Origin of the sequence: Streptomyces sp. NPDC006798, assembly GCF_040635975.1 — a bacterium.
Lineage (GTDB): Bacteria > Actinomycetota > Actinomycetes > Streptomycetales > Streptomycetaceae > Streptomyces.
Genome location: NZ_JBEYIS010000024.1, coordinates 88899 through 111293, shown reverse-complemented (window position 1 = coordinate 111293; position 22395 = coordinate 88899). Strand labels below are relative to the sequence as shown.

Annotated in this window: 20 protein-coding genes; 9 read left to right on the top strand and 11 right to left on the bottom strand. The window is 72.0% G+C overall.

All coding sequences use genetic code 11. The features are described from left to right. Positions 1 to 59 precede the first annotated feature (59 nt). Positions 60 to 635 (top strand): DUF6114 domain-containing protein, encoded by a 576-nt coding sequence (locus ABZ714_RS18570; protein ID WP_358826313.1) that lies wholly within the window; start codon positions 60 to 62, stop codon positions 633 to 635. Beyond that, complete coding sequence (locus ABZ714_RS18565) at positions 625 to 2220, top strand: hypothetical protein (RefSeq protein WP_358826312.1); 1596 nt, start codon at positions 625 to 627, stop codon at positions 2218 to 2220. Before ABZ714_RS18570 ends, ABZ714_RS18565 begins: the two co-directional genes overlap by 11 nt. Positions 2221 to 2320: 100 nt before the next feature. On the opposite strand, the gene ABZ714_RS18560 is transcribed toward ABZ714_RS18565, so the two are convergent. The 8 genes from ABZ714_RS18560 to pta form a co-directional block, all read right to left on the bottom strand. Then, entirely contained in the window at positions 2321 to 3010 is a 690-nt protein-coding gene (locus ABZ714_RS18560) for a toxin glutamine deamidase domain-containing protein (protein ID WP_358826311.1), read from the bottom strand. 39 nt (positions 3011 to 3049) lie between these two features. Beyond that, on the bottom strand, positions 3050 to 4144 hold the full coding sequence (locus ABZ714_RS18555) for an ADP-ribosylglycohydrolase family protein (RefSeq protein ID WP_358826324.1): 1095 nt from the start codon (positions 4142 to 4144) through the stop codon (positions 3050 to 3052). 425 nt (positions 4145 to 4569) lie between these two features. Then, positions 4570 to 6516 carry a putative T7SS-secreted protein gene (locus ABZ714_RS18550; RefSeq protein ID WP_358826310.1) on the bottom strand — a complete coding sequence of 649 codons (1947 nt, stop codon included), beginning with the start codon at positions 6514 to 6516 and terminating at the stop codon, positions 4570 to 4572. Then, the gene (locus tag ABZ714_RS18545) at positions 6516 to 7199 is read right to left on the bottom strand and encodes a hypothetical protein (RefSeq protein WP_358826309.1); all 684 of its coding nucleotides are present in this window, start codon (positions 7197 to 7199) and stop codon (positions 6516 to 6518) included. The genes ABZ714_RS18550 and ABZ714_RS18545 overlap by 1 nt, the downstream gene beginning before the upstream one ends. Continuing rightward, positions 7196 to 7837, bottom strand: a complete 642-nt coding sequence (locus ABZ714_RS18540) for a hypothetical protein (RefSeq protein ID WP_358826308.1) — start codon at positions 7835 to 7837, stop codon at positions 7196 to 7198. Before ABZ714_RS18540 ends, ABZ714_RS18545 begins: the two co-directional genes overlap by 4 nt. Positions 7838 to 8075: 238 nt before the next feature. Next, positions 8076 to 9500, bottom strand: coding sequence for a pyruvate kinase (gene pyk / locus ABZ714_RS18535; RefSeq protein WP_358826307.1), 1425 nt, complete (start codon positions 9498 to 9500; stop codon positions 8076 to 8078). Positions 9501 to 9574: 74 nt separating this feature from the next. Further along, on the bottom strand, positions 9575 to 10780 hold the full coding sequence (locus tag ABZ714_RS18530; protein ID WP_358826323.1) for an acetate kinase: 1206 nt from the start codon (positions 10778 to 10780) through the stop codon (positions 9575 to 9577). A gap of 162 nt (positions 10781 to 10942) precedes the next feature. Then, positions 10943 to 13063, bottom strand: a complete 2121-nt coding sequence (gene pta, locus ABZ714_RS18525) for a phosphate acetyltransferase (protein ID WP_358826306.1) — start codon at positions 13061 to 13063, stop codon at positions 10943 to 10945. Positions 13064 to 13455: 392 nt separating this feature from the next. On the opposite strand from pta, the gene ABZ714_RS18520 reads away from it, so the two are divergent. The 3 genes from ABZ714_RS18520 to ABZ714_RS18510 all read left to right on the top strand — a co-directional run bounded on the left by ABZ714_RS18520 (position 13456) and on the right by ABZ714_RS18510 (position 17365). Continuing rightward, entirely contained in the window at positions 13456 to 14481 is a 1026-nt protein-coding gene (locus ABZ714_RS18520; protein WP_358826305.1) for an ATP-dependent 6-phosphofructokinase, read from the top strand. Between the two features lie 473 nt (positions 14482 to 14954). Continuing rightward, positions 14955 to 16235 carry a hypothetical protein gene (locus tag ABZ714_RS18515; protein ID WP_358826304.1) on the top strand — a complete coding sequence of 427 codons (1281 nt, stop codon included), beginning with the start codon at positions 14955 to 14957 and terminating at the stop codon, positions 16233 to 16235. Beyond that, positions 16232 to 17365, top strand: a complete 1134-nt coding sequence (locus tag ABZ714_RS18510; protein WP_358826303.1) for a hypothetical protein — start codon at positions 16232 to 16234, stop codon at positions 17363 to 17365. The genes ABZ714_RS18515 and ABZ714_RS18510 overlap by 4 nt, the downstream gene beginning before the upstream one ends. A gap of 198 nt (positions 17366 to 17563) precedes the next feature. On the opposite strand, the gene ABZ714_RS18505 is transcribed toward ABZ714_RS18510, so the two are convergent. Next, positions 17564 to 17770, bottom strand: a complete 207-nt coding sequence (locus tag ABZ714_RS18505) for a DUF397 domain-containing protein (protein WP_358826302.1) — start codon at positions 17768 to 17770, stop codon at positions 17564 to 17566. Then, complete coding sequence (locus ABZ714_RS18500) at positions 17767 to 18606, bottom strand: helix-turn-helix transcriptional regulator (RefSeq protein WP_358826301.1); 840 nt, start codon at positions 18604 to 18606, stop codon at positions 17767 to 17769. The genes ABZ714_RS18505 and ABZ714_RS18500 overlap by 4 nt, the downstream gene beginning before the upstream one ends. Before the next feature lie 332 nt (positions 18607 to 18938). Here ABZ714_RS18500 and ABZ714_RS18495 point away from each other — a divergent pair, with 332 nt between their 5' ends. The 4 genes from ABZ714_RS18495 to ABZ714_RS18480 are packed head-to-tail and all read left to right on the top strand — an operon-like array spanning position 18939 to position 19983. Beyond that, on the top strand, positions 18939 to 19103 hold the full coding sequence (locus tag ABZ714_RS18495; RefSeq protein WP_358826300.1) for a hypothetical protein: 165 nt from the start codon (positions 18939 to 18941) through the stop codon (positions 19101 to 19103). A gap of 11 nt (positions 19104 to 19114) precedes the next feature. Then, on the top strand, positions 19115 to 19360 hold the full coding sequence (locus ABZ714_RS18490; protein ID WP_358826299.1) for a hypothetical protein: 246 nt from the start codon (positions 19115 to 19117) through the stop codon (positions 19358 to 19360). 4 nt (positions 19361 to 19364) lie between these two features. Beyond that, positions 19365 to 19745 carry a hypothetical protein gene (locus tag ABZ714_RS18485; protein ID WP_358826298.1) on the top strand — a complete coding sequence of 127 codons (381 nt, stop codon included), beginning with the start codon at positions 19365 to 19367 and terminating at the stop codon, positions 19743 to 19745. Between the two features lie 43 nt (positions 19746 to 19788). Then, positions 19789 to 19983: a hypothetical protein gene (locus ABZ714_RS18480; protein WP_358826297.1), complete on the top strand. Its 195-nt coding sequence runs from the start codon at positions 19789 to 19791 to the stop codon at positions 19981 to 19983. Between the two features lie 196 nt (positions 19984 to 20179). On the opposite strand, the gene ABZ714_RS18475 is transcribed toward ABZ714_RS18480, so the two are convergent. Continuing rightward, positions 20180 to 22378, bottom strand: coding sequence for a bifunctional serine/threonine-protein kinase/ABC transporter substrate-binding protein (locus tag ABZ714_RS18475; RefSeq protein ID WP_358826296.1), 2199 nt, complete (start codon positions 22376 to 22378; stop codon positions 20180 to 20182). Between the last annotated feature and the right edge of the window lie 17 nt (positions 22379 to 22395).

The following is a 22395-nucleotide window of genomic DNA, read 5'->3' as shown; positions in this document are numbered from 1 at the left end:
GCTGTGACCGCCCGCCCCACTCACCACCAGCGACACCAGTTCCAGGGAGCTGTTTTTCCATGAGCGCCGACTCCATGGCCACCGGGCGGAACGAGAACGTCCTTCGCGCGATCCGGCGGCGGTTCCGTGACTGGCGGGGGCAGCGGCCGTTCTGGGCGGGGCTGTTCACCATGCTCGGCGGGGTCCCGATCGCCTACTTCCCCTACGCGACCCTCAAGCTCGGGCATGTCACCCTCTCCCTGTCGACCACGGCGGGGGCGGCGTCGTTGATCATCGGTGTACTGCTGGTCACCCTCGGATTCACCATGTGGTTCCACCACATCGTCCGGGTCTTCGCCGGGATCGCCGCGATCCTGCTGGCGCTGATCTCCATTCCCGTCGCCAATCTCGGCGGCTTCCTGATCGGCTTCGTACTGGCCCTGGTCGGCGGTGCGCTCTCGGTCGCCTGGGCACCCGGTGAGCCGGTCCCGCCACAGGACGCCGACCCCGATCCATTGACCAGAGGTGTCGCGGTGGTGTCCGCTCCGGCCGTACCGGCCGAGTCCGTGACGCCGCCCGTCTCCGTGGAGAAGACGGAGGTATCCGGGGAGTCCACCACCACAGAGCCCGACGGCGGGAGGAACAGTGCAGGGTGATGTCACTCCGCCGGATCCGGCCGGGACGACCGGCCCGCACGGCCGCGAGGGCCCCCGGCACGCGGCCCCCCGCAAGTCCCTGCTGAGCAAGCTCCAGACCCCGACGGGCAAGGTCATCGCGCTCGCGGCCATGCCGACGGCCGTACTGATGGGTATGGGGCTCACCCCGCGCCTGGCGATAGCCGACGACCGGATCCCGTACGCCCCCGGGCCCTGTGTGACGCGTTCGGACGAGCCATCGCCCGGGGAGAAGCCGGCACCGGGCCCGTCCGGTACGGCCGAACCGTCCGACACCCCGTCGCCGGGGGCGTCATCCGCCCCGGACCCGAGGCCCGGTGAGTCGGGTGAGGCCGGTGAGGCCGGGGAGGGCGGCACGGGAGGGGAGCCGGGCGGTCCGGGTGACACCGGGGATACGGGCGTACCGGACGGTGCCGTGACGCCGGAGGGCGCGGTCAGGAAGAAGGCCGCCGCACCACCGACCGCCGCTCCGTCGAAGGCCGCTCGGTCGACGGCCGCTCGGTCGACGGCCGTACCGTCGACCGCTTCGGCGCCGCCGGGGCCCGGAGGCACACCCGCGTCCGCGCGTACGTCCCCGCCCGCGCTCGCGCCCGCGTCCCCGCCTTCGGCGAAGCCGAGCCCGGGGAAGACGTACGACCCCTGGGATCCGCTGGGTCTCGGCGACGCCATCAAGGATCTGTTCGACCCGGACGACGTCGATGAGCCGGAGGACCCCGAGGATCCGGACGACCCGGACGACTCCGACGGCCCGGGCGGGACACCCGCGCCCCCCGCCGCGAAACCCAAGCCCAAGCCGACGCCGAAGCCCACGCCGAAGCCCGACCCGACGGCTACGGGACCGGCCGCCGGGCAGCGGCCGAAGCCCGGCACCACCCAGCGGCCCGCCGCGAAGGACCCCGCGCACCGGCCCGGCGACACCGGCCGAGACGGCGGCACGACGGACCGTACGAAGAAGTCCATCACCGACGCGGCCCGCCGGGTCGGCGCCGACGTGGAGGAGCTGGACGAGGCCGCCAAGAGCCTCGAACCCCGCCCGGACACGGACATCCCCGACGGCGCCGTGCCGCGCTTCCCGTGCCCCGAGGCGGACCCGGAGGCACTTGCGGCGGCGAAGGAGGAAAGCGGCATCCCCGGCCTGCCGGACGACCCGTGGACCCTGGAGAGCACCCGGCTCACCCTCAGGGGCCTCGACTACCACGGCATCGTCCAGGTCCGCACCGGCAGCGGCGGGCTCAAGCCCGCCCTCAAATTCACCGCGAGCAGTCTCGACATCAAGGACCTGCACCAGCTGACGGTCGCCACGATGGGCCGCACCATGCACGCCCGGGCCCGCCCCGGCTCCACGTCCACGATCCGGGACGGTACGGTGACCATGTACACGGAGGAGCTGAAGGGCGACCTGTTCGGCATCATCCCGGTCACCTTCAGCCCCGCGACCCCGCCACCGCTGAACATCCCGTTCGCGTTCTTCACGGATGTGACGATCCGACAGGCCGGCCAGTTCGGCGGCACCCTGACCATCCCCGGTCTGCGCAACTACCTCACGGACGGCGACACGTCCTCGTAGACTCCTCCCGGCCCCGGGACACGACGACCCGGGACCGCGCGGACCACGGGCGGGCCGTGGGCCATTTCAGGTATGGTCCACGGCCCGTCCGGCCTCTGTCTCAGCCCTCCGCGCCGGGGAGTCTCCGTACGAGGACGATCTCGCGCACCCACCGGGTGTCGAGCCGGGCGAGCGAGGCGGTGAGCGCGTCGAGGAAGACGGCCCGCCCCCGCAGGTTCTGCGCATAGACCAGATGGCCCGATATCTCGTGGCCGCCCATCGCCCGCCGGACCCAGACCAGTCCGCGGGTGTCGGGCCCCGGCTCCTCGACGGCCCGGACGACGTCGTGCCAGCCGTCCACCGCGATCGGCTCGAAGCGGGGGAAGTACCGGCGGCGCAGCCTGGTCCACCAGCCGGGCGCCTCGTGCCCCGGCTGCCACAGGACGGGGCGCGACGGAAAGCCGTCGAGCGTGGCGTGGAGGGCGGCGACGGACCCGCGGGCGTTGATCCGCCGGCTCTGGCCCGTGATCCGCTCGGCCGCCTCCAGCGGTGGCACCGGCTGGAGATCGGCGAACAGGTCGTTCGGGGCCGGGTGGAAGGGATGGCCGCCGATCTTGGGTACGACGACGGACGACGCCAGCATGGGGGTACGCGGGAAACCCGGCTGGGCCAGGGTGCGGCAGGACATCAGCCACGCCGTCTCCGTCTCGCAGACGGGTCGGGGCGCGGCGAGTTCGACGAGTCCGCCGTACGTGCCGCCCAGCCAGGCGGCCGCCCGCCGGGCGGGGTCCGCCGGGTCCGTAACCGACATCTGTTCTTCTCTCTTGCTCTCTCGGACTTTCTCCGACGGTCAGTCGACGGAGTCCCAGACCGAGGCGAGCGCACTGATGCGCTCCTTGTACTCGATGGCCTCGCGCCACTCCGGCGGCCAGGACGTGCTGCCGCGCTTGGCCCCGGCGAAGGCACCGGCCAGGGCGGCGATGGAGTCCGAGTCGCCGGACGAGTGCGAGGCCCGCATGACCACCGTGCGCGGATGGCCGTCGTACTTGTCGACGAGCAGGCAGTACAGGGCCGTGGCCAGCGCCTCCTCGGCGATCCAGCCGGGCCCCACGGCCTCCGACGGGTCGCGCTCGATGTCCTTGACCCGCAGCGCGTCGGCCGCCTTGTCGAGGGCGCGCAGGGTCTCGTCCCAGCCGAAGGCGATGAAGGCCGCCGGGTCCGCCACGTCCGCCTTGGCGGCGAGGTCGCCGAGCCAGTCGCCGTGATACGTGGTGCGGTTCCGCTGCCCGTACGCGCGAAGCTCGGACAGCAGATCCTTGAGCGGGTACCTGTGCGCGAGGAGGAAGGTGGCGTGCGCCGTCAGATCGCTGGCCGCCAGCGCCGTCGGATGGCCGTGGGTGAGCGCCGCCTGCAACTGGGCGATACCCGCGCGCTGCTCCTCGCCGAGGGCGGGGATCAGTCCCACGGGGGTGACCCGCATATTGGCGCCGCAGCCCTTGGAGCCGATGACGGTGGCGTTCTGCCAGCGCATCCCGCGTTCCAGATTGCCGCAGGCCCGGAGACAGGTCCCACCGGGGGCGCGGTTGTTCTCGGGGTCGCGCAGCCAGGCGCCGAAGTGCTTACGGAGGGCGACCTCGACGCTGTACGGGGTGAGAGCGGCGGCGGCCTCGCGCGGACCGCGCCCTTCGTGGAGGGGGCCCGCGGCCTCTACGAGGGCCTCGCCGACCGCCAGCGCCATCTGGGTGTCGTCGGTCACCCGGGCCACATCGTTCGCGGAGAGCGGCAGACCCATCTCGGTCCAGGGGCCGAACTCGGCCGCGATCTGCTCCATGTTGAGGAATTCGGTCGGATATCCCATGGCATCGCCGATGGCGAGGCCGAAGAGGGAGCTGGCGGCCGTCTTCCTCGTGCGACCCGTGTTGAAGTAACCGGCGAGTTCGCGCATCTCCCGCAGACTCGACGCCCGGGCGAGGGAGCCCTGCACGATATGCGTATTCCTCGCGTCCGGCCACCGCTGGATCAGCTCCATCACGGCTTGGGACGGGGTGAGGCCGCGCTCCTTGCCCGCCCTGAGCCGTTCCCGCCAGTTGGTGCCGAGACTGCTGGCACGTTCACCCACGGACCTGAGCGGGGTCCACCCGGCCGCGTCGTCCTCGTCGTTGAACCATACGTAGCCGACGACCGCGTTCGTGGTGTCGGCCACGGCCACATAGCCCACCGGGCCATTGGTCGTGAACTGGTAAATCGGCGGTCCACCGGTGATGCGCATGCCCGAACCGTCGTCCTCGAAGATACGGAGATTGGTGGTTATCGGGACGAAGCGGGGGCGTCCGGTGTTGTGGTGGTCGGAATTCATGCGCTCTTCCTCTACTAGTTCTTCGGCAGGACAGTGCCGTAGATATGCCACTGACCGCCGTCCTCGAAGGAGCGCGTCACTTCGTACGTGGTGTCGCGTCCGAGGAGTAGCTCCCGCTCGCTCCCCTTGAAGTAACTCACATTCTCCATCCACATGGCCGGATGCCCTTCGGGGACCCTGAGATGCAGGACGGCATCCTTGCCGCTGAAGGACGATACGGCCCCGTTGTCACCGAGCGACGTCGACAGGTAACCGGGTTCCTTGATCTTCTGTCCGATGAGATCTTCGGGGCTCTCGGCTTTGAGATAGCCCACATCCTGCCCTCGGACCACCATGACGTCCTCCGGTACCGTTCGGCCCGCCAGCGCCTTGTCGGCATTCTCAATGTTGCGGAGGACCTCGGGCGTACCCATGTCGGCGTCGCCGCGGAGGTATCCGTTCATCTCCTTGTACATCGGGCCCGAGTAGTCCCGGAGCGCCTGTCGGGATTCCTCCGGCAGGGAGTCGGCGTAGTCGTTCCAGTGCTGTCCGCCGAATTTGGCCGCTTCGGTATCGTCCGCGAGTTCGCGAACACCACCGCGTACCTCGGCGGAGGCGATGGCGTGCTTCTGCTCATTGCTGAGTGCGTCGAACGCATCGTCGGAGAGCCGCTGCCCGTCGGGCGCCAGGCCGTCCGCCCGCCCTGCCGTGCCCCCGCCCGTGTCGTCGAGCGACGGGAACTGGTCGTCGAGGAACTTCTCCAGCAGACCGGGGTTCGCGGCGTCCCCGTGCACGCCGGGCGGGCCGAAGCCGTCCTGGGGCGACGGCGGTCCGTCGGGTGAGGTGTCCGGAACACCCCGCCCCAGCCGCATCCCGCTCTTGGCGAACCCCGCGCCCTTCGTACCGACGAGCTCGGGCAGCAGGCGTCCGACGAACTCGGTGGGGTTGTTCTTGAACCCGTCGATCGCGGCCTGGACGACCCGGTCGGGGTGGGAGACCGTGGAGACCAGCCCGGCGAGCGTCATATTGACGTTCTGGTAGTAGGCGGCCGGGTTCTTGAGGTTGTAGGGGTCCATCGGATTGAGGCCCCGGGCGAAGTTGAGCAGTCCGGCGGTGCCCTTGACGATGCCACCGGTGAGCTGGGCGCCTTCGAGGCCGATGGCCGTGTTCAGGTCGAGGAAGTTGTTGCCCAGCCGGGACAGCGGCGGCGGCTCGGCCGGGGCGTGGGCCAGGGTCGCGTTGATGGCGGACGCGGTACGGGACGCGGCCTCGTTCCGTACCAGCCGGGCGTCCTCCAGGATGGTCTCGGCCTTCTGGCGGTCGGCCACCCCCGGGTCCACCCACTCGTCCGGCTGCGGGCCGGGGTCCTCGCCCATGAGGACCTTGGCGTTGTAGGTCCTGATCTTCTCGTTGTGCGCCTTCGCCGACGTCTCGCTCGCCTTGCGCCCCCGGCGGTAGGTGTCGATGGCGTCCTGCGCCTTGTCCTGCGAGCTCTTGACGGTCTCGGCGTAGGCGTCCAGGGCTTTCGCGGCCCGCTCGCAGGCGTCCGCCGCCCTGGCCCATTTGGCCGGGTGGAGGGTGGCCTTCTGCTGGAAGGCGTCACCGCCCTCGCCCCGCCAGCCGGACGAGTCGACCTTCCGCATGCCCTGGCTGACCCGGTCGAACGCGGCGTAGAAGTCCTTGAGGTGTTTGGTGGACTCCCGGATCTCGCCCACCTTGCCGTGGACGAGCTGCTTCGGGTCCTCCGTATGTCCGAGACCCTGCTCGCTCGGGGTGGCGCCGAGACCGGCCGCGATGTGGTCGCCCGCGTTGTGGACGAAGTCACCGGCCTTGTCCAGGCCGACGTAGTCGAGGCCGTCGCCCAGCTTGTCGCTGCCGTAGTCGACGGCCTCGCCGAGCTTCTCCTTGCCCGAGTCGATCAGATCCTCGCCGACGCTCAGCCCTTTGTTGACCGCGCCTTCGAGATCGTCGAGGAAGCCCATCAGCCCTCGCCCCCGCCGGGGGCGCCCTGCGCCTGTCGCGCCGCCTCGGCACGGGCCTCGGGGGAGGGGCCGAAGGTGTTGTCCAGCCACCGGTCGTAGTCGGCGTCCGAGACCCCGAAATCGTCGTGGAGGTTCTGCGGGGTGAGGCCGTGCATCAGGAAGCGCGAGGTCATCAGATCGCGCCCGGCGTCCTTGTACCCCTGCTCCACATTGGCGTGGGCCTTCTCCCACGACTCCATGCTGTAGTCGGCCTCGCCGAACGTGCCGGACGTCGCGATGTCGCCCCAGCCCTGCTTGACCACCTCGTCCTCGGTGGCGTACGGGTTCCCGATCATCGCGTTGGTGCCGATCTTCAGGAAGCCCTCCACGTACTTCTCGGTCTCGTAGTACGTGCCCGCCGACAGGCCGACCCCCTGGGCGAACTCGTTGCCCTCGTTGATCAGTGAGCGGACCCCCCACTCCCACCGCTCGCAGAACGAGGAGAACTTCTCCGTCACCTCCTCGTGGCCCAGCTCCAGACCGGAGAGCGCGATATCGCCGAAGCCGCGCCCGGTACCGGCCTCGCCGACCATGCCGAGTTCCTTCAACTCGGCCAGCGCGTCGGTGAGTCCCTTCGCTATCAGATCGAGTCCCTGCGCCCGCAGGTCCTTTCCCCCCGGACCGACGCCCCCGTCGTTGCTCAACCGAGCTCCCCCTCGTGATAGTCGGAATGTGCGGCGTGTTCGGAATCGATCGCCGCCTCGTCCGGCACGATCCCCCGCACGGGCGGGAAGACCATGCCGCGCGGCCCGTCGGCGCAGTTCAGCGCGACACCACACGGCATCCCGGCGGCGGGTACCGCCACATCGAGCAGCCGCTCGCCGAGGACCGTCTGGTACGTCCACTCCTCGTGGGAGCGGCCGCGCAGCCGGGCGTACCGGGCGAGCGCCTGCTCGTCGGTGAAGGCCAGGATGAAGCGGATTCCGTTGTGGTCGGCCGTCAGCCAGCCCTGCCGGGCCTCCGGGCCCTCGCTCTCGCTGCCGCCCTCGCCCTCACCGAGCGGCACCAGTACCGCTGTTGCCCGGAAACCGGCCAACAACTGGGCGAACTCCCGGCGGTGGCGGTCCTCGGACGATTCCTCGACGGCCGGACCCCCGACGGGCCCGACGGGCGGCGGTGCGTTCCGTGCCTGTGCCGCCGTCTGCCCCTGATCGCCGGGTGGTTGACCGCCGGGCGGCGGTGCCATCTCCGCGTACGCCGAAAGCCGTGACGTCGGCCGGGCCGGGACAGCCCGCTCGGGTCCCGGCGCGTCGTGATCCGCCCCGGGCGGCTCGTGCGTCATCGGACCCCCTGTGCTGATGAACCGGGATCGCCGGTGCCCGAAGCCGGATGAGGTGCCGGTCGGCTCATGCCCGGCCGGGCTCCGGCGTGTTCAAGCCAGCGGCGATTATCCGGGCATCATACTGACGGCTGATCATCACGGGCCAAGCGCCCGGGGGCGTGATCGGCCCGGGGCCGGAAAAAGCGGCGGGGCCCGGTCCGTATGGACCGGGCCCCGCCGCTGACGTGCTGGTGTCGGGTTACGACTGCGTGCCCAGGTGGTGCACCCGGACCATGTTCGTCGTGCCGGGGACTCCGGGCGGGGAGCCGGCGGTGATGATCATGGTGTCGGACTCGTTGTAGCGCTGGAGCTTCAGCAGCTCCGCGTCGACCAGGTCGACCATGGCGTCGGTGTTGTCGACATGGGGGACCACGAAGGACTCGACGCCCCAGCTCAGGGTGAGCTGGTTGCGGGTGGACTCCTGGGTGGTGAAGGCCAGGATCGGCTGGCAGACCCGGTAGCGGGAGAGGCGGCGGGCCGTGTCGCCGGACTGGGTGAAGGCGATCAGCGCCTTGCCGTCCAGGAAGTCGGCGATCTCGCAGGCCGCGCGGGCGACGGCGCCGCCCTGGGTGCGCGGCTTCTTGCCGGGGACCAGGGGCTGGAGGCCCTTGGAGAGCAGCTCCTCCTCGGCGGCGATGACGATGCGGGACATCGTCTTCACCGTCTCCAGGGGGTACGCGCCGACCGAGGACTCCGCGGAGAGCATCACCGCGTCGGCGCCGTCGAGGATGGCGTTGGCGACGTCGGACGCCTCGGCGCGGGTCGGCCGGGAGTTGGTGATCATCGACTCCATCATCTGGGTCGCGACGATCACCGGCTTGGCGTTGCGGCGGCAGAGTTCGATCAGCCGCTTCTGGACCATCGGGACCTTTTCGAGCGGGTACTCGACGGCCAGGTCGCCGCGGGCCACCATCACACCGTCGAACGCCATCACGACGTCCAGCATGTTCTCGACGGCCTGCGGCTTCTCGACCTTGGCGATGACCGGGACGCGTCGGCCCACCTCGTCCATCACCTTGTGGACGTCCTTGACGTCGTCGGCGTTCCGGACGAAGGAGAGCGCGACCAGGTCGCAGCCCATCCGCAGGGCGAACTTGAGGTCCTCGACGTCCTTCTCCGAGAGCGCCGGGACGTTCACCGCCGCGCCGGGCAGGTTGATGCCCTTGTGGTCGGAGATGACGCCGCCCTCGACGACGATCGTCTTCACCCGGGAGCCGTCGACCTCGACGACCCGCAGTTCGACGTTGCCGTCGTTGATGAGGACCTGGTCGCCCTTGGACACATCGCCCGGCAGACCCTTGTACGTGGTGCCGCAGATGGTCTTGTCACCGGGGACGTCCTCGGTGGTGATGGTGAACTCGTCACCGCGGACCAGCTCGACGGGGCCCTCGGCGAAGGTCTCCAGCCGGATCTTCGGGCCCTGGAGGTCGGCCAGCACGCCGATCGCCCGGCCCGTGTCCTCCTGCGCCTGGCGCAGCCGGTGGTACCGGCCCTCGTGATCGGAGTGGGTCCCGTGGCTCATGTTGAAGCGGGCCACGTTCATACCGGCCTCGATGAGAGCTTTCAGCTGCTCGTACGAGTCGACGGCGGGGCCCAGTGTGCAGACGATTTTGGAACGGCGCATAAGGCGGATCCTATCGGTTTGTTTCGACTCGGAATATTCCGTCTGGCGGAAGATACAAATGGGCGGCTATTCGCTCAGTCGAGTGTTTCCGTGGTGACCAGTGCGAACGTCTGCCGGGCGATCTCCAACTCTTCGTCGGTCGGGACGACCGCGACCGCGACCCGCGCGTACGGCGGCGACACGATCCGGGCGTTCGGGGACCGCTCCTCGTTCAGCCCGGAGTCCAGCGCCAGACCCAGTTCCTCCAGCCCCGCGATCGCGGCGGCCCGTACGGGTGCCGCGTTCTCGCCGACACCCGCCGTGAACACCACGGCGTCGACCCGGCCGAGAACCGCGTAATACGCTCCGATGTACTTCTTCAGCCGGTGTACGTAGATGTCGAAGGCGAGCCGCGCCCGCTCGTCGCCCTCGTCGATCCGGCGGCGGATCTCCCGCATGTCGTTGTCGCCGCAGAGGCCCACCAGGCCGCTCTTCTTGTTGAGCAGTACGTCGATCTCGTCCGTCGACATGCCCGCCACCCGCTTCAGATGGAAGGTGACCGCCGGGTCGACGTCGCCGGACCGGGTACCCATCACCAGGCCCTCCAGCGGCGTAAGACCCATCGAGGTGTCCACACACCGGCCGCCCGCCACCGCGGACGCCGAGGCGCCGTTGCCCAGATGGAGCACGATCACATTGACGTCCTCGGGCGCCCGGCCCAGCAGCCGCGCCGTCTCCCGCGAGACATACGCGTGCGACGTGCCGTGGAAGCCGTACCGCCGGATCCGGTGCGCGTCCGCCGTCTCCACGTCGATGGCGTACCGCGCCGCCGCCTCCGGCATCGTGGTGTGGAACGCCGTGTCGAAGACCGCGACCTGCGGCAGATCCGGGCGGAGCGCCCGCGCGGTCCTGATCCCGGTGATGTTGGCCGGGTTGTGCAGCGGCGCCACCGGCACCAGCCGCTCGATCTCCGCCAGCACCTCCTCGTCGATCACGGTCGGCGCGGAGAACCGCAGCCCGCCGTGGACCACCCGGTGGCCGATCGCCGCCAGCTCCGGCGAGTCCAGGCCGAGCCCGTCCGCCGCCAGCTCCTCCGCGACCGCCTTCAGGGCCGCCGCGTGGTCCGGAATGGATCCGGTCCACTCCCGCAGCCCGCCGCCGCCCCCGGCCAGCGGGGTGTGCACCAGCCGGGCCTCGCCCTCGCCGATCCGCTCCACCAGGCCGACCGCCAGCCGGGACGCGTCCCGCATGTCGAGCAGCTGGTACTTCACCGACGACGAGCCGGAGTTGAGGACGAGAATCCGGGACGGCGCGGACGGTCCGGCCGGCGTGGCCGGGGCCGTACCGCCGGCGGGGGAGGTGGGGGGCGTGGTCACGGGTGCGATGCCTTCTTTGTGCGGGGCCGGGGACTCGGCCGGGGACGGGAGCGGGGACAGGGACGACGGGGACAGGGGGCGTACGGGTCAGACGGGCGCGGGCGCCGCCGCGGACCGCTCCCGCACCGGCTGCGCCTGGATCGCGGTGATGGCGACCGTGTTCACGATGTCGCCGACCAGGGCGCCGCGCGACAGATCGTTCACCGGCTTGCGCAGACCCTGGAGTACGGGACCCACGGCCACCGCGCCCGCCGAGCGCTGTACGGCCTTGTAGGTGTTGTTGCCGGTATTCAGGTCCGGGAAGATCAGCACGGTCGCCCGGCCCGCGACCTCCGAATCCGGCAGCTTGGTCGCCGCGACGGACGGCTCGACGGCCGCGTCGTACTGGATCGGGCCCTCGATCCGCAGCTCGGGATGGGCGGCGCGGACCCGCTCGGTGGCCTCCCGCACCTTGTCCACGTCCGCGCCCGAGCCGGACGTCCCGGTCGAGTACGACAGCATCGCGATCCGGGGCTCCACCCCGAACCGGGCGGCCGTCGCGGCGGACTGGACGGCGATGTCCGCGAGCTGCTCGGCGTTCGGGTCCGGATTGACCGCGCAGTCGCCGTAGACCAGCACCTTGTCGGCCAGGCACATGAAGAAGACCGAGGAGACGATCGCCGCCCCGCCGCCCGGGTCCGTGGGCCGGCGGGTCTTGATGATCTCGAAGGCGGGCCGGATGGTGGCGGCCGTGGAGTGCGCCGAGCCGGAGACCATGCCGTCGGCCAGGCCCTCCTCGACCATCAGGGTGCCGAAGTAGTTGACGTCCGCCACCACGTCGTACGCCAGCTCCACCGAGACGCCCTTGTGGGCCCGGAGCTCCGCGTACCGCTCGGCGAACGGCTGCCGCAGCTCCGAGGCGTGCGGATCGATCAGTTGTACGGAGGTCAGGTCGATGCCCAGATCGGCGGCCTTCTTGCGGATCACGTCCGGATCGCCGAGCAGGGTCAGATCGCAGACGTCCCGGCGGACCAGGACGTCGGCGGCGCGCAGCACCCGCTCCTCGGTGCCCTCCGGGAGGACGACCCGGCGCCGGTCGGCCCGCGCCTGCTCCAGCAGCTCGTGCTCGAACATCATCGGCGTCACCCGGCCGCTGCGGGCGACCGCGAGCCGTTCCAGCAGCTCACCGGTGTCGACATGGCGCTCGAAGAGGCCGAGGGCCGTCTCCGCCTTGCGCGGGGTGGCGCCGCTGAGCTTGCCTTCGAGCCGGAACAGCTCGGCGGCGGTGGGGAAGCTGGTGGCCGCGACCGAGATCACCGGGGTGCCGGGGGCCAGCCGGGAGGCCAGGGTGAGGACCTCGGTGGTGGGCCGCTCGTCGAGGGTGAGCAGGACGCCCGCGATGGGCGGGGTGCCCGCGGAGTGCGCGGCCAGCGCGCCGACCACCAGATCGGCCCGGTCGCCGGGGGTGACGACCATACAGCCGGGGGTGAGGGCGGTGAGGAAGTTGGGGAGGGTCGCGCCGCCGAAGACGAAGTCGAGGGCGTCCCGGGCGAGGCCCGAGTCATCACCCAGCAGAACCGTTCCGCCGAGTGCGTGGGTGATCTGGGCGACCGTCGGCGCGGAGAGGGCGGGCTCGTCCGGGAGGACGTAGCAGGGGGCGGGGAGGCGGGCCGCGAGCCGCTCGGATATCGACTCCCGGTCGGCGGGCGCCACCCGGTTGACCGTGAGGGCGAGGATGTCGCAGCCCAGCGCCTCGTACGCGCGGAAGGCGTTACGCGCCTCGGCCCGTACGGACTCCGCGGTCTGGCCCCGCCCGCCGACCACCGGGATCACCGAGGCGCCGAACTCGTTGGCCAGCCGGGCGTTGAGCGCCAGTTCGTCCGGGAGCTGGGTGGCGGCGAAGTCCGTACCCAGGACCAGGACGACCTCGTACTCCCTGGCCACCCGGTGGAACCGGTCCACCAGCCGGGAGACCAGCTCGTCCGTGCCCTGCTCGGCCTGGATGGTGGACGCCTCGTGGTAGTCGAGGCCGTAGACGGTCGCCGGGTCCTGGGTCAGCCGGTAGCGGGCCCGGAGCAGTTCGAACAGCCGGTCGGGTCCGTCGTGCACCAGCGGCCGGAACACGCCCACCCGGTCCACCTGGCGGGTGAGCAGCTCCATCACCCCCAGCTCGACGACCTGGCGGCCGTCTCCGCGGTCGATTCCGGTCACGTACACGCTGCGCGTCACGTGTGTTCTCCTGTCCGCCCGTCCGCCCGCTCACGCCATCGTGGTGTTCGTGCGACTCGTCCGTTGTAGTGTTCGTAGCGTTCTATCGCTTTTATGCGTTTATGGCCTGGTGAGGGCCGCAAAAGAAACCGCCGGTGAGCGGTCTGTGCCTCTTGACGATACCTCTGTCGGTGCGCTAGGCGCCTGGCGGGCGGCTCGGGGGGACCGGGCCGGTGCCGACCGGCCCCTCGGGTGCTGGTGGGACGGCCGAAGGGGTCGGAAGGGTTCCCCGGGGTAGCCGGAGAAGGAGCCGGGCGGCGGCCCCGGGGGGAACCGGCAGCGGCGGCCCCCGCGGCGTGGAACAATTGTTTTCCGGCTCAAACGTCCCATTGACGAGCAGGAGACACAGCGCGATGCGAATCGGAGTGCTCACCGCCGGAGGCGACTGCCCCGGACTGAACGCGGTCATCCGGTCGGTCGTGCACCGGGCCATCACCGGGCACGGCGACGAGGTCATCGGATTCGAGGACGGCTTCAAGGGCCTCCTCGACGGGCACTACCGCCCCCTCGACCTCAACGCGGTGAGCGGCGTACTCGCCCGCGGCGGCACGATCCTCGGCTCCGCCCGGCTGGAACGAGCCAGACTGCGCGAGGCGGCCGAGAACTGCGGCGAGATACAGCGGCGGTACGGGATCGACGTCCTCATCCCGATCGGCGGCGAGGGCACCCTCACCGCGTCCCGGATGCTCGCCGACGCGGGCATGCCGGTCGTCGGCGTCCCGAAGACCATCGACAACGACATCTCCGCCACCGACCGCACCTTCGGCTTCGACACCGCGGTCACCGTCGCCACCGAGGCCATCGACCGGCTGAAGACCACCGCCGAGTCGCATCAGCGGGTGATGGTCGTCGAGGTCATGGGGCGGCACGCGGGCTGGATCGCCCTGGAGTCCGGGATGGCGGGCGGCGCCCACGGCATCTGCCTCCCGGAGCGCGCCTTCGAGGTCCAGGACCTGGTCAAGATGGTCGAGGAGCGGTTCGCCCGGGGCAAGAAGTTCGCCGTGATCTGCGTCGCCGAGGGCGCGCACCCGGCGGAGGGCTCCATGGACTACCGCAAGGGCGAGATCGACCAGTTCGGCCATGAGCGCTTCCTCGGGATCGGCAACCGGCTGGCGGTCGAGCTGGAGCACCGGCTCGGCAAGGAGGCCAAGCCGGTCATCCTCGGGCACGTCCAGCGCGGCGGCGTACCGACGGCGTACGACCGGGTCCTGGCCACCCGCTTCGGCTGGCACGCGGTCGAGGCCGCGCACCGCGGCGACTTCGGGAAGATGACGTCCCTGCGCGGGACGGAGATCCTGATGGCGCCGCTGGCGGACGCGGTCCGGGAGCTGAAGAAGGTTCCCGAGGAGCGGATGAACGAGGCGGAGTCCGTCTTCTAGTCCGGACGGCAGCGCGGCCGTGCGACCTGTGGTCGTGCGGCCTGTGGCTGTGCGGCTCAGGGGTCCGGCCGGTCGTACCGGTCGGACCCGACGCGTGCTCGGTGGCCGCGCGCGGCGTTCCTTACGGCGAGACGAATGACCTCGGTCGATCCCCGTGTCGTCGGCCGAGGCCATTCGTGTGTTCCCCCGTAGCCGCCTCGCTCCCGCGATCAGTGCCCCTGTCTCCGGTGCCGCGGCGGCGTCTCCACCCTCCGCCCGGACCCGCCGCCGGGGCAAGGGATTCCCTGTCCGGGACATGTCCCGGCCGGGGTCGGACAGCGTCCGGGCAGGTCAGCCGGGGTCCGTACGGGCCGGTCGGGTCCGGTCGTGTTCGGCGGGCGGATCGGCCGGTGATGACCGGGCCCGGGCACTTCCTTTGATAGCGTCCCGCGCGCGGCCCCCGAACCGGGGCCGGAGAGCCTGGGGGCGGGCGGATGCGGGAAGCGGACGGGGAACGTACCGGCGACGGGCGGGCGGGCCGGTGGTCCCGGCGCTTACGGCAACCCCGGCCCCGTACCTGGATCGCTCTGGCCCTCGCCCTGATCGCGGTGGCCGCCGTGGGCACCACCGCCTCCGGAGCGCTGGAGCGGCGGGACCGGCTCGCCGACAACCGGGCCCAGCTCGACCGCGCCTGCCGGGGGCTGCTGCCCGTCGAGCGGCTGCGCCCGTACCTCCCCGACGGCTCCCGGGGGCGGTCGGCCGAGTACGGCACCCTCCTCGGCACCGACCCCGGCCAGGGCACCCGGGCGCTCTTCGACTGCCGGCTCTCCTGGGGCGGCGGCGGCCCGCGCGGTGAGAACGGGGCCGAGATCATGGTCCGGGCCACTGCCGTCGGGGAGCCCGACCAGGACACGCCGGCACTGCCGAGGGAGAGGGGGGAGACGTTCCCGCTGGCCCTGCCGCCGTCCGCACTCGGCGGCTCCCAGCTCACCGGGCGCTGGGCCGCCGCCACTCTCGTCTTCGACTGTCCCACCGGCATCACCCGGCACGGAGGCGGCCGGACCAACGACATCCGGGTACGGGCCGTACTCCCGCGTGACCGGTCGGCGGACGAAGGGGCCGACGACCGGGACGGACCGGCCCGCGATCTGGCGGACCGGCGGGCGGCGGCCCGTACCGCCGTCGCCGTCGCCGACTGGGTCGCCGAGCGCGCCGGATGCGGGGGTACGGGCCTCGGCGCCGCCGACTCCGACGGCCTCACCCCGGCGGCCGACCCCGCGCTCTGCCGCTGGCTCGACCCGGGCGCCCTGGGCATCGGCGGCGGCTGGACCGCCGACCCCGGTGAGCCGTACGCCACCCGGACCGGAGTCTGCGCGATCGGACACCCCGACGGGCGGAGAGTCGAGGCGGTGAGCGGAATCGGCGGCTGGGGAACCCGGCTCTACGGCGACCCCGACGGGTCGAATATCCGGAGCGCCGACGGCTCCTGGAAGTGGCGCGGAGAAACGCCCCGGGCGTCGGTATCGGCGTCGTCCCTGTGCGACGGAGCGGGGCCCGGGAAGCGGGCCGGAGTACGGGCCTATCACCGGGTGGCCGTCACCCCGCCGCGCGGCACCGCCGACGCCGAGGGATGGCGTCGGATACCCCGTGCCGACGCCGACCGGCTCACGGAGACCGCGCGCCGCGCGCTGGCCCGCTATCTGGCCGCGTCCGACGGCTGGCCCCGGCGGTCCGGCTGCCGCGACACCACGACACTCCCGGAGCGGGCCCGATGAGCGGCCCCGGCGACCACCGCCCGGCGGGCGAGATCCTCTACGACGAGGAGCGGCCCGTGCCGCCGTCGGCGGCCCCGGTGTCCCGGTGGCGGATCCGCCCGGTCTCCCTGGCCCTCGCCCTGATGGCGGGCGTCGCCGCGTGGGCCGCCTTCGGGGACGAACTCTCCGACCGGGGGCGCGACCGGGCCCTGGAGTCGGCCTGCGAAGGGCTCGCCCCCGCCCCCGAGGTCCGGGCCGTCCTCGGACCCGGCCCTCTCGCCGAGGACCGGGAACACCGGATCGCCGAAGGCGGCGGAGACCCGGCGAACCCCCTTCACCTGCGGTGCGTCCTTGTCCGGACCGGCGGCGGCGCAGGTGAACACCTGGGCCGTGCAGGCTCGGTGGACATCGGCGTACGGTCCGTACCGGCGGCCGGGACCGAGGCCGCGCGCCGCGCCGCCCCCGACTACTCCGGGGCCTCCGCCTCGGACCCCGTACCCCTCGGACACGGCTGGTACGGCTTCCTGGACGACAGCTTCCACCAGGACGGCAAGGTGGCCGCCGTCCTCCTCGACTGCGCCACCGACCTGCTGGTCACCGCCGAGACCGCGATCGAGGGCGGCGGCACCGACGACCCCGCCGAACGGGTCGCCCTCGCCCGGCTGGTGACCGCCGTCGCCACGGGCGCGGGCGAACGATACGGCTGCGGGATGCCGTCCGGGGCGACCGTGCCGCGTACGGTGCCGCTCCCGCCCGCCGACGACGAGGCGGTACCGCCCGCCGCCGCGCGCGGGGCGTGTAGCGGCGTACGGCCCGGCTTCCCCGGCGCCCGGGTAGCCGACGGCGGCGGCCACGGACTCTCGCCCCGAGAGTACTGCCGGGTCGTCGGCACACCGGGCGCCGAGCAGTTCGGCGGCTCGCCGCGCGGCCGGGGCGGCTACACCCTGGAGGCGTTCTACGGGCCGTACGCCGCCCGTGAGCCGGACCGGGCGGAATCCGTGGTCGTACGGAACACGGCGTGCGGGCTGTACGTCCTCCGGGGCGGCTCGGCCGACCCCGGGGCCCGCCGCGCGCTGGACACGTTCGCGAGGGCGTCGGCGCTCAAGCGTGGCTGCGCCTTCTCGGATCCGGGCCCCGCCGAGGTCGGCTGACGTGTCGTCGCGGCCCGCGCCCCGCCTGCGGCTGGTCGCGCAGTTCCCCGCGCCCCTGATCCCCTCGCCGTGGGTGGTTGACGCTCCGTCCGGGACTGCCGCCCGTGGGTGGTCGCACGAGAGAGCCCCGCCCGGTCAGTCACCGAACGGAGCCCTCGTGGTGCGTGCGGAGCCTCAGTCCACGTCCGCGTGGTGGCGTTACGGCCTGGCGGACCGGGCGAGGGTGACCAGCCCGGCGAAGGCCGACGCGGACACCATCAGAACCGGGCCGTCCTCACGCTTGGAGTCCCGGACGGGGACTATGCCGGTCGCGGAGGCGTGGGACGGCATCCACTCGACGCAGGTGCCACCTTGACCGCTGTAGGAGGACTTGACCCAACGCTGAGCGGGGGAGTCGGTAGTCACAAGAAGCCCTTTCGAACCTGGTTGATCATCTCTACGGATGCTGCCTGAGAGAGCGATACGGCCTGAAGCTGATGGTAGGCCCTCAACAGCGGTACTACGGAGCCGATCTCGCGGTCCAGATGGCCTTGGGTCTCGGACTCGACGTAGGACATCACGGTGCGGTCGGCCATGGTCAGAAGGTTGACCTGTCGTTTGAACGGTCGGCGCTCGCCCAGTTCGTAGGGGGCGAGCTGGAGCACGGTGTGCGACTGCTCGGCGAAGTCGATCAGCCGTGCCAACTGGGCGGCCATGACCTTCGGACCGCCCACCAGTCGACGGATACAGCTCTCGTCCAGAACCACGATGATCACGGGCGGGAGAGGGCGGGCCAAAGCGGTCTGTCGTTCGGTCAGGAACTCGATTCGCTCGGCGGCCTGCTCCGGGGGAATCGCGCCGTGCATCACCACACTCTGCTCTATCGCCGCCGCGTACTCCGGCGTCTGGAGCAGTCCGGGAATCGCGCCCACCTCGAAGAGCCGGATCTCCGCCGCGCGGGCCTCGTAGCCGACGTACTCCGGGAAGCCTTCCAACATCACGCCGTGCACCATGTCGCGCCACTCACGCTCGAAAGCGTCGGCGCTGCCGGTCAGTCCCAGCGCCGTATCGGCGCTGCGCGCGACGGGGAGCGTCGGCACTTTGCGGCCGACTTCGACGGCGGAGACGTGCCTGCCGGAGTAGCCCATGCGTTCACCCAGGTCGTCCTGGGTCCAGCCCTGCGCCTCGCGCAGTCTGCGTAAACGGGCTCCGAAGGCTGCCTGCGGCGACCTGTCGGGGTTGAGTTCCTTGCGATTGACCATGGCGTGCCCTCCCCGCTCGGCATGTTGAAGGGGCCCCGACTGTAGGTCACCCTGAGCCTCCTTGGTAGTGGAACCACTACAGAGAGGAGCGAAGGTGTGAGCGCAGATGGAACGAAAGACCAACAATCCGGGCCCCCGCCCATGCGAACCCCAGTCCTGATGCCTCCCGGTTGGCCGCCGTGTGAGTGCGGGGGTCCGAAGTGCCCGGACGCGGTCCCGGCGGACGCCGACACCGACGCGGACGCGGGCTCGGATGACCGTTCGTTCAGTCCGACCATGGCGCGTCTTCGCCCTGAGGTGACGGGCCGCAACCGCCGTGCCGGAGGTGTGCTGTGAACTCGACGGAACAGTGCCGGGAGTGCGAACGGCTGCGCGCCCTGCTGGAGGAGGCGCGGCGGGCGGGGGATGTGTCGCGGGCCGTGGACTGTCGGGTGCTGCTGCGGCGCCATCCGGCGCACGACGGTGTGCCCGTGGCGGCTGCCGGGCCGGACGCGTGAGCGGGGACGGGGTGTCGCGGTTTCGGGACTGGACCCTGGACGCGGTCGCGTCCGAGGGCGTGTCCCTGAAGGTCGAGTGCGTGTCGGGGTCTCCCCGGTGCGGACAGGTGCCGCCCGAACCCGGCAACGCGCGGCCCGTGGACGCGGAGTACGCCGAGGTGTGGATGGCGTTCCATCTCAGTGTGACCGGTCACCGCAGGTTCTCGCGGGCGGTGTGCGACACCGTCCAGTGGAACCCTCCGCCCGGCAGGACGTAACACCGTGACCACTTCCGCCGGTTACCGCGTGGAGTTCATCGCCGAGGGGCCCGTCTACGGAACGCTTCGCACCGCCCGCGTGACGCTTGGGACGTTCGAGACCCCGTATCCCGGGCGGGCCCTGCGCTGGACCTGCATCCGGGCCCACCGGATCGCCGACCGCCTCGACCCCGACCCCCACACCCCCTGGGCCGGGAGCACGCTACGCCGCCTGCCCGGGTACGCCGACCACCCGGGCGACGCCCCCACCGAACTCCGCCACTGGGCCCACCCCCGACTCATCGGGGCCGCCCACCACCGATTACGTGACGGCCACCCGGTCACTTTCTCCACTACCGACCACACCGGCCGCTACACCGCCACCATCACACCCCCACCCCCCTGAAACGCCCCGACCAGCCCACCGGGGCTCCGCCGAGGTAACCCCCATGACCCGCGAAGCGCTCCTCACCACCCCCCAGCCCTTCACCCCACCCTGCGCCTACTGCGGACACCCCACCGGAGCACCCGTCATAGTCGGCGTCACCGAACGAGCCAGCGGCCCCCCACTCGTCCAATACGCCTGCCCCACCTGCGCCACCCGACACGGCGCCGGACCCTCCCCCGACGACGACATCAACTAACCACCACCCCGCTTGTCGCGCAGTTCCTCCCCCTGTGCCTTCGGCGACGGGGGGACCCCCAGCGCCACCTAATGCTCTCCCGAGCGTCGCCCTCGGTATGAGGGACTCGGGGAACTGCGCGAGCGACCACAGGCGGGGCGCGGCCCGGGGGCCTTCCGGGCGGGGAGGGATGCCCCCACTTGGGGGAAACGCGGCGCTACTTGACTTGGTCGAAGCGGCCCAGGAAGCGGAATTTCGACTTCTCCGCGCGGTAGAGAAACGCCGATCTCTCCAGTTGCAGCATATGCGTGCCGTTCGCCTGGAAGGCGAGGGGTTTCGCCACGCCCTCGTAGCTGGAGCGGAAGACGCGTTCGGCGACCTCGCCGGGGGTGACCGAGGCGCGGGAGCCGAATGCGGCGAGGGCGGTGGCGATCAGGCCCACCGCGTCGTGCGCCTCGGCGGACCAGCGGGCCGGTGGCGCGTTGTAGCGGGCGCGGTGGGCGGCGGTGAAGGCGCGGGCCGCCTTGGTGGTGGCCGAGGCCGCGTCGGTGTAGGGCGCCTCGAAGATCCAGCCGTCGGCGGCGCGTCCGGCCGCTTCGAGGAACGCCGGGCGCATCGCGGGTTCGAAGCCGGTGCGGGCGCCGGTGAACCCGGCCGCCGTGAGGGCCCGGGCGCAGGCCGCCGCCCGGGTGGGGGAGGTTCCGGCGAAGACGACCGCCTGCGGCCGGGTGGCCAGTGCTTCGCGGACGACCGTCGTGAAGTCGGTCCGGTTCGCGGGCATCACATGGACGGTCGTCGTTCCCCCGTTGGGCGGTGCCTCGGACAGATTCCGGCTTATCGAGCGGGCCTCGGCGCCTGCCGCCGCGTCCTCGACGAGGGCCGTTCGGCTGCTGTCGGCGACCCGGGTCAGATAGGAGAGCACAGGGTAGGTCCGGTACGAGCCGGCGGCCCTGGCGGCGATCAGGGTACGGGTGTCGGTGAGGGCGGTCCCGGTGTCGTCGGGGTCGGCCGAGACGAGGAGGATCGGCATCGACTCGGCGGTGTAGTGGGGGACCGCGGCGCGTACGGCGGCGGTGGTGGTGGGGCCGATCACCGCGCACACGGCGGGGTCCCCGGTCAGCCGCCGGGCGGCCGTCATGGATTCGGCGGCCCGGCCCCGGTCGTCGCGGACGGCCAGGGCGAGCCGGAAGGGCCGGTCGCGCCGGGCGTTGTGCGCGGCGATCGCGAGCCGCGCGCCGCGTTCCTGGGCGGTGGCGTCTGCCTTGCCGGGGCCGGAGAAGTCGGCCTGGAGGCCGATGGTCCGGGTGGGGACCGGGCGGGGGTCGTCCCGCTGTCCGTCCGGGTCGCGGCGGAACATCAGGTTCGCGGCGCCGACGCCGGAGGCGGTGACGGCGGCCACCGCCGAGCCGCCGATGATCAGCGCCCGGCGCCGGGTGGCGCGCCGCCCGCCGGGTCCGGCGGGGAACGCGACCGTGGTCTCTCCGGCGGGCCGGGGCGGCGGGTCCAGGGCTCGGGCCGAGCGGTCGGCGACCAGCCGTACCACCGTCGACGGCAGCCAGTCCGCCCCGCCGGGCGCACCACCCTCCACGGCCCCGACGCCTCCGGCGGTCTCGCAGACGGCCCGGAGTTCGGCGGCGGTGGGCCGGTCCGCCGGGTGTTTGGCCAGACAGGAGGTGATCGCCCCGGCCAGCTCCGGCGGGACGACGGCGGCGAGCCCGTCGAGGTCGGGCTCCTCGTGGACGGTGCGGTACAGCACCGCGCCCGGGTCGCCGGTCCCGAACGGGCGCCGCCCGGTGGCCGCGTAGGCGAGGACGCAGCCGAGGGCGAAGACGTCGCTGGGCGCCGCGACCTCCCCGTCGACGGCCCGGGTCTGCTCGGGAGAGAGATAGCCGGGCGTGCCGACGACCATGTCCGGGGCGGTCAGTACGGTCACGCCCGCGCCCTGGGCGATGCCGAAGTCGATCAGCCGGGGCCCGTCGAGGGCGAGCAGGATGTTGCCGGGTTTGACGTCCCGGTGCACCAGACCCGCCGCGTGCACCTCGGTGAGGGCCGCCGCCAGCCGGGCGCCGACGACGGCGACCGTACGTCCCGGCAGCGGCCCGGCGGCCATCGCCTCGGTGAGTGAGGGCCCCGGGACGAAGGCGGTGGCGAGCCAGGGTGCCGGGGCGTCGGGGTCGGCCGCCACCACCGGGACCAGCCAGGCGCCGGTGAGCCCGCTTGCCAGCCGTACCTCACGGCGGAACCGGGCCCGGAACGCCGGATCGGCGGCGTACTCGGCCCGGATCACCTTCAGGGCGACGGGCGTTCCGTCGGCGGCGCGGGCCAGATACACCGTGCCCATGCCGCCCGAGCCGAGCCGGGCGAGCAGCCGGTGCCCGCCGAGCGACTCGGGGTCCTCGGGACGCAGTGCGTCCATCGTGTTGTTCCTCGCCG

Coding starts and splice junctions, on each gene's coding strand:
- ABZ714_RS18570 (WP_358826313.1), top strand. CDS start 60: ATGAGCGCCGACTCCATGGCCACCGGGCGGAACGAGAACGTCCTTCGC.
- ABZ714_RS18560 (WP_358826311.1), bottom strand. CDS start 3,010: ATGTCGGTTACGGACCCGGCGGACCCCGCCCGGCGGGCGGCCGCCTGG.
- ABZ714_RS18555 (WP_358826324.1), bottom strand. CDS start 4,144: ATGCGCGAACTCGCCGGTTACTTCAACACGGGTCGCACGAGGAAGACG.
- ABZ714_RS18550 (WP_358826310.1), bottom strand. CDS start 6,516: ATGGGCTTCCTCGACGATCTCGAAGGCGCGGTCAACAAAGGGCTGAGC.
- ABZ714_RS18540 (WP_358826308.1), bottom strand. CDS start 7,837: ATGACGCACGAGCCGCCCGGGGCGGATCACGACGCGCCGGGACCCGAG.
- pyk (WP_358826307.1), bottom strand. CDS start 9,500: ATGCGCCGTTCCAAAATCGTCTGCACACTGGGCCCCGCCGTCGACTCG.
- ABZ714_RS18520 (WP_358826305.1), top strand. CDS start 13,456: ATGCGAATCGGAGTGCTCACCGCCGGAGGCGACTGCCCCGGACTGAAC.
- ABZ714_RS18515 (WP_358826304.1), top strand. CDS start 14,955: ATGCGGGAAGCGGACGGGGAACGTACCGGCGACGGGCGGGCGGGCCGG.
- ABZ714_RS18510 (WP_358826303.1), top strand. CDS start 16,232: ATGAGCGGCCCCGGCGACCACCGCCCGGCGGGCGAGATCCTCTACGAC.
- ABZ714_RS18500 (WP_358826301.1), bottom strand. CDS start 18,606: ATGGTCAATCGCAAGGAACTCAACCCCGACAGGTCGCCGCAGGCAGCC.
- ABZ714_RS18480 (WP_358826297.1), top strand. CDS start 19,789: ATGACCCGCGAAGCGCTCCTCACCACCCCCCAGCCCTTCACCCCACCC.
- ABZ714_RS18475 (WP_358826296.1), bottom strand. CDS start 22,378: ATGGACGCACTGCGTCCCGAGGACCCCGAGTCGCTCGGCGGGCACCGG.